The 7454-nt window shown below is 70.8% G+C and carries 6 protein-coding genes; 4 read left to right on the top strand and 2 right to left on the bottom strand.

The window, feature by feature from the left end:
* Positions 1-56: 56 nt before the first annotated feature.
* On the bottom strand, positions 57-821 hold the full coding sequence (locus ACFWEP_RS28700) for a GntR family transcriptional regulator (protein ID WP_387374277.1): 765 nt from the start codon (positions 819-821) through the stop codon (positions 57-59).
* 370 nt (positions 822-1191) lie between these two features.
* Between ACFWEP_RS28700 and ACFWEP_RS28695 the strand changes: the two genes are divergently transcribed.
* Together ACFWEP_RS28695 and ACFWEP_RS28690 are read left to right on the top strand one after the other, a co-directional pair.
* Positions 1192-2022, top strand: a complete 831-nt coding sequence (locus ACFWEP_RS28695) for an alpha/beta fold hydrolase (RefSeq protein ID WP_387374275.1) — start codon at positions 1192-1194, stop codon at positions 2020-2022.
* A 167-nt stretch (positions 2023-2189) separates the two neighbouring features.
* Complete coding sequence (locus tag ACFWEP_RS28690) at positions 2190-3767, top strand: alkaline phosphatase D family protein (RefSeq protein ID WP_387374274.1); 1578 nt, start codon at positions 2190-2192, stop codon at positions 3765-3767.
* 188 nt (positions 3768-3955) lie between these two features.
* On the opposite strand, the gene ACFWEP_RS28685 is transcribed toward ACFWEP_RS28690, so the two are convergent.
* On the bottom strand, positions 3956-4867 hold the full coding sequence (locus tag ACFWEP_RS28685) for a zinc-binding alcohol dehydrogenase family protein (protein WP_387374272.1): 912 nt from the start codon (positions 4865-4867) through the stop codon (positions 3956-3958).
* Positions 4868-5018: 151 nt separating this feature from the next.
* Between ACFWEP_RS28685 and ACFWEP_RS28680 the strand changes: the two genes are divergently transcribed.
* A complete protein-coding gene (locus tag ACFWEP_RS28680) occupies positions 5019-5606 on the top strand; it encodes a TetR/AcrR family transcriptional regulator (protein WP_387374270.1) in 588 nt (195 codons plus the stop codon).
* A 240-nt stretch (positions 5607-5846) separates the two neighbouring features.
* On the top strand, positions 5847-7400 hold the full coding sequence (locus ACFWEP_RS28675; RefSeq protein WP_387374268.1) for a GNAT family N-acetyltransferase: 1554 nt from the start codon (positions 5847-5849) through the stop codon (positions 7398-7400).
* Positions 7401-7454 lie beyond the last annotated feature (54 nt).

The following is a 7454-nucleotide window of genomic DNA, read 5'->3' as shown; positions in this document are numbered from 1 at the left end:
GATCGCGGCGGGCCGTCCGGTCCGCAGAGGCGCCCCTGTGTCGCGGGGCGAGGTGTTCAGGAAGCCTGGCACTCCTGCTCGTGGCTGATCTCCAGAGCTCCGGAGTCCCCGAAGGTCAGTCGGCAGGTGTCGGCACGGTAGGTGGCGACGGAGACCGCGGCGGTGCCGCCCCCGGCGAAGTAGCGCGTGGTGACGACCAGGACGGGGGCTCCGGGCAGCCGGTCGAGTTCCTTGGAGTCGTCCGCGCTGGCCGAACCGAGTTCGACCGACCGGTCCTGTCCCTCGAGTCCGAGGCGGTGCAGCTCGCGCAGCACCCCGCGCACACGAGCGGGACCCGTGGACTCCTCGATCGCGGACAGGTCGGGGACGGACGCGGACGGCACGTACAGCAGTTCCGCAGCCACCGGCTGACCATGGGTGACCCTGATCCGGCGGATCACGTGGACCGATTCGTCGGCCGCCGTGGAGAGCGCGGCGGCGACGGCCGCCGGGGCCGTCCCCCGGGCGCACTCGATGGGCTGCCAGGCTTCGTCGGCCACCGCGCCCGCCCACTCCTGCTGGGCCGTGGAGACCGCGACCCCCACCCGGGGCGGAGCGACGGTGGTTCCCACGCCGCGCCTGCGCTGAAGTCTGCCTTCGAGTTCGAGCTGCTCCAGAGCCTGCCGGAGCGTGGCCCGTGCGACGCCGAACCGGGCGGCGAGGTCCCGCTCGTTCGGCAGGATCTCACCCACCGCGAAGTCCGAGTCGAGTGCCTCACTGAGCACGGTCCTCAGGTGCCAGTACTTCGGCTCCTGCACCGATTCCAGCTGCGTGGTCCCCACCCTGTCCTCCGCAATCGCCCAGTGGCCTTTTCCGCGACAACATTTATTAAAGGTTCTTGCCTTAACGTAAGGACCATAGGACGGCGCGCGGACTTGGTCAAGACCAATCCTTGCCCCGGGAAGCGCGAAACGCGCTTCCGGCACAGAGCGTTCACAGGACGTTCGTGGTAACAGGACCGCCATACGAGCGCAAAGAGGGCAGGAGCACGAGCGGAAGACGGCGTCCTGCCGCAAACCGGGCGCCCACCCCTCACCACCTGACGGCGGACCACCTCCTGTCCGCACCCGAGAGGGCCTGCCCCCTTGAACCAAAAGCTACCGAGGGGTAGTTGTTGGCCGCGAAGGTTCATCTCCACGCCAGGGAGCGGCCATGACCGGCACGGCACCGTTCACGTTCGACACCTCCGCAGGCCCACGGAGTACCTCGGTGGCCTACACGCGGACCGGCACCGGGCAGCCGCTGCTGTTGCTCCACGGCATAGGCCATCACCGGCAGGCGTGGGATCCGGTGGTACGGATCCTGTCGGGCGAACGCGACGTGATCAGCGTGGATCTGCCGGGCTTCGGTGAGTCGCCCGCGCTTGCGGACGGTGTCGCGTACGACGTACGGACGGTGGCCGGAGCACTGGCGGCCTTCTGCTCCGAACTCGGCTTCGAACGCCCGCATGTGGCGGGCAACTCACTCGGTGGTCTGCTCGCGCTGGAACTCGGGCGCACCGGTCGCGCCCGGTCGGTGACGGCCCTGTCACCCGCCGGATTCTGGAGCGCTCCGGAGCGCCGGTACGCATTCGGGACGCTCTGGGCGATGCGCCGGGGTGCCCAAGCGCTGCCGGTTCCGATGATCGAACGTCTCTCCCGGAGCGCGGCCGGTCGCGCTGCTCTCACCAGCACCATCTGTGCCCGGCCTGGTCGCCGTTCGCCGGAAACGGTCGTCGCGGAGACCCTCGCGCTCCGGAACGCGACCGGCTTCGGAGGGACGCTGGCCGCCGGCCGCAACGCCTCCTTCACGTCCGACGTGCCGGGCATCCCGGTCACCGTCGCCTGGGGCAGCCGTGACGTGCTGTTGCCCCGCCGCCAAGGTGTCCGGGCCAAACGTGTCATCCCCGGCGCACGACTGGTGCGGCTGCCCGGATGCGGTCATGTGCCGATGAACGACGACCCCGCCCTCGTGTCCCGGGTCATTCTGGACACCAGTCGCTGAGGGGGACCGGGGCCGACCGGGGGAAGTCCGGTGCGCCACGTAGCCGTTGTTCACCTCTGGTTGGGGCGGGCGCCTTGGCCGCGCGTTAGTCATGGTCCTGCGCGCGCCGGGGCTCTTCGGACGCGCGGCCGTCGCACACCCCGCACCCATGTCCCGGAGGCGCATCGATGACGAACCTTCCGCACATCCTCTCCCCCGGCCGCCGGACCGTACTGCGCGGTTCGCTCCTCGCGTCCGCCGCCGTCGGGCTGCCGGCCGTCACCGGTGCGCCCGCTTTCGCGCGGTCCGGGCGTCCGTCCGCCGAGTGGGGTGTCCAGGTCGGGGATGTCACGGCGTCCACCGCGTTGGTCTGGGTGCGCTCGGACCGCGCTGCCCGGATGCTCGTCGAGACGTCGGCCACGGAGTCCTTCCGTACCTCCCGCCTCTGGCACGGTCCGCTGATCGGTGCGGGGACGGACTTCACCGGGACGACTCCTGTGCATGGTCTCCCGGCCGGCGAACAGGTCCACTACCGGGTGACCCTGGCCGACCCGGACGATCCGCGCCGCACGAGCCGCCCGGTGTACGGAACCTTCCGCACCGCTCCGGCGAAGCGGCGGGACGGGGCGCGGTTCCTCTGGTCCGGCGACATCGCCGGGCAGGGATGGGGCATCAACCCCGACGTCGGGGGCTACACCGTCTACGAGGAGATGCGGAATCTCAACCCTGACTTCTTCCTCTGCAGCGGCGACACCATCTACGCGGACGGTGTCATCGAGCCGAGCGTGACCCTGCCCGACGGACGTGTCTGGCAGAACGTCACGACCGAGGAGAAGGCGAAGGTCGCCGAGACCCTCGCCGAGTACCGGGGCAACTTCCGGTACAACCTGCTGGACGCGAACGTACGGAAGTTCAACTCGCAGGTGCCCTCGATCGTCCAGTGGGACGACCACGAGGTGCGCAACAACTGGTATCCCGGGCAGATTCTCGACGACGTCCGCTACACGGAGAAGAACGTGGACGTGCTGGCGGCACGTTCGGTGCGGGCCTATCGCGAGTACCTGCCGGTCTCCACCCTCCGCGCCGCTCCGGGCGAGGGCCGTATGCACCGGGTGGTGCGCCACGGCCCCCTGCTCGACGTGTTCGTGCTCGACATGCGGTCCTTCCGCAACGCCAACTCGCCCGACCGGCAGGCCGACGACACCACGGGCATCCTCGGCGCCGAGCAGCTCCGGTGGCTCAAGAATCAGCTCTCCCGGTCACGCGCCGTGTGGAAGGTGATCGCGGCGGACATGCCGCTCGGGCTCGTCGTGCCGGACGGTGCCACGGACTTCGAAGCGGTCGCCCAGGGCGACCCGGGCGCCCCGCTCGGGCGGGAACTCCAGATCGCCGAACTGCTGAGGCACATCAAGCACCGCCGCATCACGGGGACCGTCTGGCTGACGGCGGACGTGCACCACACCTCCGCGCAGCACTACCTTCCCGAGCGCGCGGCCTTCAAGGACTTCGCGCCGTTCTGGGAGTTCGTCTCCGGCCCGCTGGCCGCGGGCGCCTTCCCGGCGAGCGCGCTGGACGGCACGTTCGGCCCGGACCGGGTATTCGTCAAAGCCCCCGTCCTGTCCAACCAGTCCCCCCTGGAGATGCCGCCGCTGTTCGGCGAGGTCGACATCGACGGCGGAAGCGGGGAGTTGACGGTACGGCTGCGACAGCAGGGCGGGAAGGTCCTGTTCACCAAGGTGCTGCAGCCCGGCCTCACGGGTCAGTGAACGGTCCCACACCGTTTCCGGCCTGACCGCGTCAGGCGCCCTCGGTCGCATCGCGGGCGAGCCGGCGCGAAGAAGGTGGGTGCGGGGCCCAGACGCCCCGCGCCCGCCCCGAAGGAGCCCCGCACCCGCTCCGCGCCCACGCCCGCCCATCGCACGCACCGCGCACCCCGTACCCCTCGGGGGGGGCGTTACGGAACCAGCAGAACGCGGCCCAGCGCGGCCCTGTCGTCGAGCAGCCGGTGCGCCTCGGCCGCCTCGGCGAGCGGGACGGTGGCGTGCACGGCCGCGGTGAGCTTGCCTTCCGCGACGTAGCCGGCGAGCTCGTCCATCTCCGCGCGCGCCTGCTCGGGCCTGGCCGTCCGCCACGCCGTCAGGTTGAAGCCCGCCAGGGACTTCAGTGCGAAGACGCTCGTGACCGGTACGGAGATCAGGTCACCACAGGCCGCACCATAGGTCACGGCCCGGCCGTACGGCGCCAGCACCTCGAAGCTGCGCCGAAGGACGTCGCCGCCGACCGCGTCGAGCAGGACGTCGACCCCGTCCGGCACCGCCACCCGCACCGCGCCGGTCCAGGTCCGCATGGTGTAGTTCACCGCGATGTCGGCGCCGTGCTCGCGGGCGAACAGCTTTGCGTCCGAGCCTGCGGTGGCGACCACCGTGCCGGCCCCGAGCAGCCTCGCGATCTTCAGGGCGAGGTGCCCGATGCCGCCGGCCGCGGAGTGCACCAGCACCGACTCGCCGGGAGTGAGGCCGCCCGTCCGCAGCACGCGCAACGCGACCGGCGCGCCCATCGGCAGCATGGTGTCCGAACCGTGGTCGACGCCCTCGTCCACCTTGACGATCCACTGCGCCGCGGCGAGCACGTAGTCGGCGTAGGCATCCTCCGCCACGAGGGCCGCGACCCGCTCTCCCACGGCGAGTCCCTCGACGCCCTGGCCGACAGCCTCGACGGTACCGACGACGTCACCGGTCAGCGTGCCCGGCAACGGCCGTTGGAAGATCGCCCCTGCCTCCGGACCCTGCCGGTACTTGGTGTCGACGAAGTTGACACCGATCGCTTCAGCCCTGACGAGGGCCTGCCCCTCACCGGGAACCGGCACCTCGGCCCGCTCGACCCGCAGACCTCAGGTCCCCCGTACTCGTGATGGCGGACGCGCCGCATGACGACCCCTCCCCCAGCTAAACTGGACCATCAGTCAACTTCCACCGAACGTACTGGACCGCCGGTCCAGTTGTGCAGGAGGTCCTCCGATGGCGGAAGTCCGACGCGAACGAGCCGACGCGGCCCGCAACCGCCGCGCGATCCTGCACGCCACCGAGGAACTCCTGGCCCTGTACCGCCCGGAAGAGATCTCCATGGAACAGGTCGCCGCCGCCGCGGGCGTCGGCAAAGGCACTGTGTTCCACCGCTTCGGCAGCCGCATGGGCCTCATGCACGCCCTGGTCCAGGAGCGCACCGGGGCCCTGCATGACGCCGTCGTCTCCGGCCCGCCCCCGCTGGGCCCCGGCGCCGACCCCCGGTCACGTCTCCTCGCGTTCCTCGACGGCATCGTGGACGTGGTGGCCCGCAACAAGGGCCTGCTCGCGGCCCTCGGCCACGCCGTCACCACCACCCAACGCCCCGGAGCGGACGACGATCACCCTGTCTACCGCTTCTGGCACAACCACCTCAGCACGCTGCTCGCCGAGCTGCGCCCCTCGCTGGACGCAGAACTGATGGCGCACGTCCTGTTGTCGACCCTGGGCAACGAACCCATTCTGCGACTCCTGGAGAAGGGGGAGGGAGAACGGCTGGCGGTCACGCTGCGGCTGACGGTGACGACCCTGCTGGATGCGTGACCCGGCCTGCCCGGCCAGGACCGTACGACGAACGGGACCATCGGGGTCGTGGCGCGCGACGTGTCACCCTTACGGGCAGGAGCACGTCGCGTCACCCGTCGAGGACACCGGGCTTCCTTTTGCCCGACAATTCGGGCCACTCGGTGTCTGAAAAGTGAAGAAAGGCGACTAGATCCACACTTAACCCATCGGTCACAGTGCGTTCGTGATCAGGCAACACCATTCGGTCACAGTGAAGTCATGACTGATGTGACATCCTCCAAGACCGCCCACCGTCCCCACCACTGGCGGCGGGACCTGATCGAGCTCGCGGCCCTGTTCACCGCGGTGGCCGTCGCCGACGCCGTCGCGAACCTCATCGGGCACCAGCCCGACGGGCCGTATCTGCTCATCGCCTCGGCGGTGGCGCTGACCGCGACCGCCACCTTCCACACCTGGTGGGCCCGGAGGCACAGTCACGCCCCACCGTCCGAGGGTGGCGACGCCCCAGCCGGTGGCACAGCGGTCGGATACGGCGCCGAACTCGGCCTGAACCTGTCCTTCGAGGCCTCGCCCGCCCTCGACGAGACGGTGCTGTGGCGGATGCGGACAACGGTCCAGGACACTCCCGGAAGCCTGGCCGCACTGTGCATCGCACTCGCCCGCCTCCGGATCGACATCCTGACCCTCCAGACGCACCCGCTGGCCGACGGCACCGTCGACGAGTTCCTGCTGCGTGCTCCTTCGTCGTTGAGCGCCTCCGAACTCACCCGGGAGGTATCCGCGGCCGGCGGCACCTCCACCTGGATCGAGCGGGCCGACGCCCACGATCTGGTGGACACCCCGACGCGGGTCCTGGGACTGGCCACCCGTACCGCCCTGGATGCCGCGGAACTCCCGCTCGCGCTGCGTCAGCTGCTGGGGCGGTGCACCATCCACTCGCTGCCGGCGGTCACCGTGACGGGCCGGGTAACCGGCGAGGGCACCCCGGTGGAAGGGGTACTGGAGGAGACGGTGATGCGACTGAGCGACCCGTCGGGTGGCGTGATCACCGTGGAACGCCCCTACCTGCCGTTCACGCCCACCGAGTTCGCCCGGGCCCGGGCGCTGGTGGAACTCGACGCACGCCTCGGCCCCCGCGTCCCGCGCAGCGAGGACGTCCTCACGCTCGCCGAGGGGCCCGAGATCACCGTGCGCCGCGCGGACCAGGACGACCTCGACGCCGCGCGCGACATGCACGACCGCTGCTCCCCGCGCACCCTGGGACTCCGCTACCACGGTCCTGTCGCGGACGCGGACCGCTACCTCGGCCACCTGCTCAGCCCCCGCTTCGGCCGCACCCTCTCGGTACAGACCGACTCGGGGCGGATCGTCGCCCTCGGGCACCTCCTCTGGGACGGGGACGAGACCGAGGTCGCCCTTCTCGTCGAAGACGACTGGCAGCGACGCGGCGTCGGCTCCGAGCTGCTGCGCCGGCTCGTCGGTCTGGCCGCCGAGGCCGGATGCGACTCCGTCTACGCCGTCACCCAGGCCGACAACACCGGCATGGTCGCCGCGATGCGTGGACTCGGCCTGCCCCTCGACTACCAGATCGAGGAGGGCACTCTGGTGATCACGGCGCGCCTGGCCTCCCGACGCGCCACGACACTCCCTCCCTCGTACGCGGACACGAGCGCGTACCCGGACGCGGACGCGGACGCGGAGGTCACCGCCGCCGGCCTCGCCGGGACGACCGGATCAGGTCTTCCCACGGAACCGGTCATGGCACCGCACTGGATCGACCCGGCCGAATGGGCCTGGGAGTCCCGCCGCTGAGGGCGGGTACCACGAGCCGAAGCCGGCGGCTGCCCCGCACCGAAGAGCCGGTGC

The sequence above is a fragment of the Streptomyces sp. NPDC060198 genome (assembly GCF_042728415.1).
Classification (GTDB): domain Bacteria; phylum Actinomycetota; class Actinomycetes; order Streptomycetales; family Streptomycetaceae; genus Streptomyces.
This window is presented reverse-complemented; position numbering and strand designations above follow the sequence as displayed.

What these genes read in the sequence shown, in the direction of transcription:
- ACFWEP_RS28695 (WP_387374275.1), top strand. Translation starts at nt 1,192, where the DNA reads ATGACCGGCACGGCACCGTTCACGTTCGACACCTCCGCAGGCCCACGG.
- ACFWEP_RS28675 (WP_387374268.1), top strand. Translation starts at nt 5,847, where the DNA reads ATGACTGATGTGACATCCTCCAAGACCGCCCACCGTCCCCACCACTGG.
- ACFWEP_RS28690 (WP_387374274.1), top strand. Translation starts at nt 2,190, where the DNA reads ATGACGAACCTTCCGCACATCCTCTCCCCCGGCCGCCGGACCGTACTG.
- ACFWEP_RS28680 (WP_387374270.1), top strand. Translation starts at nt 5,019, where the DNA reads ATGGCGGAAGTCCGACGCGAACGAGCCGACGCGGCCCGCAACCGCCGC.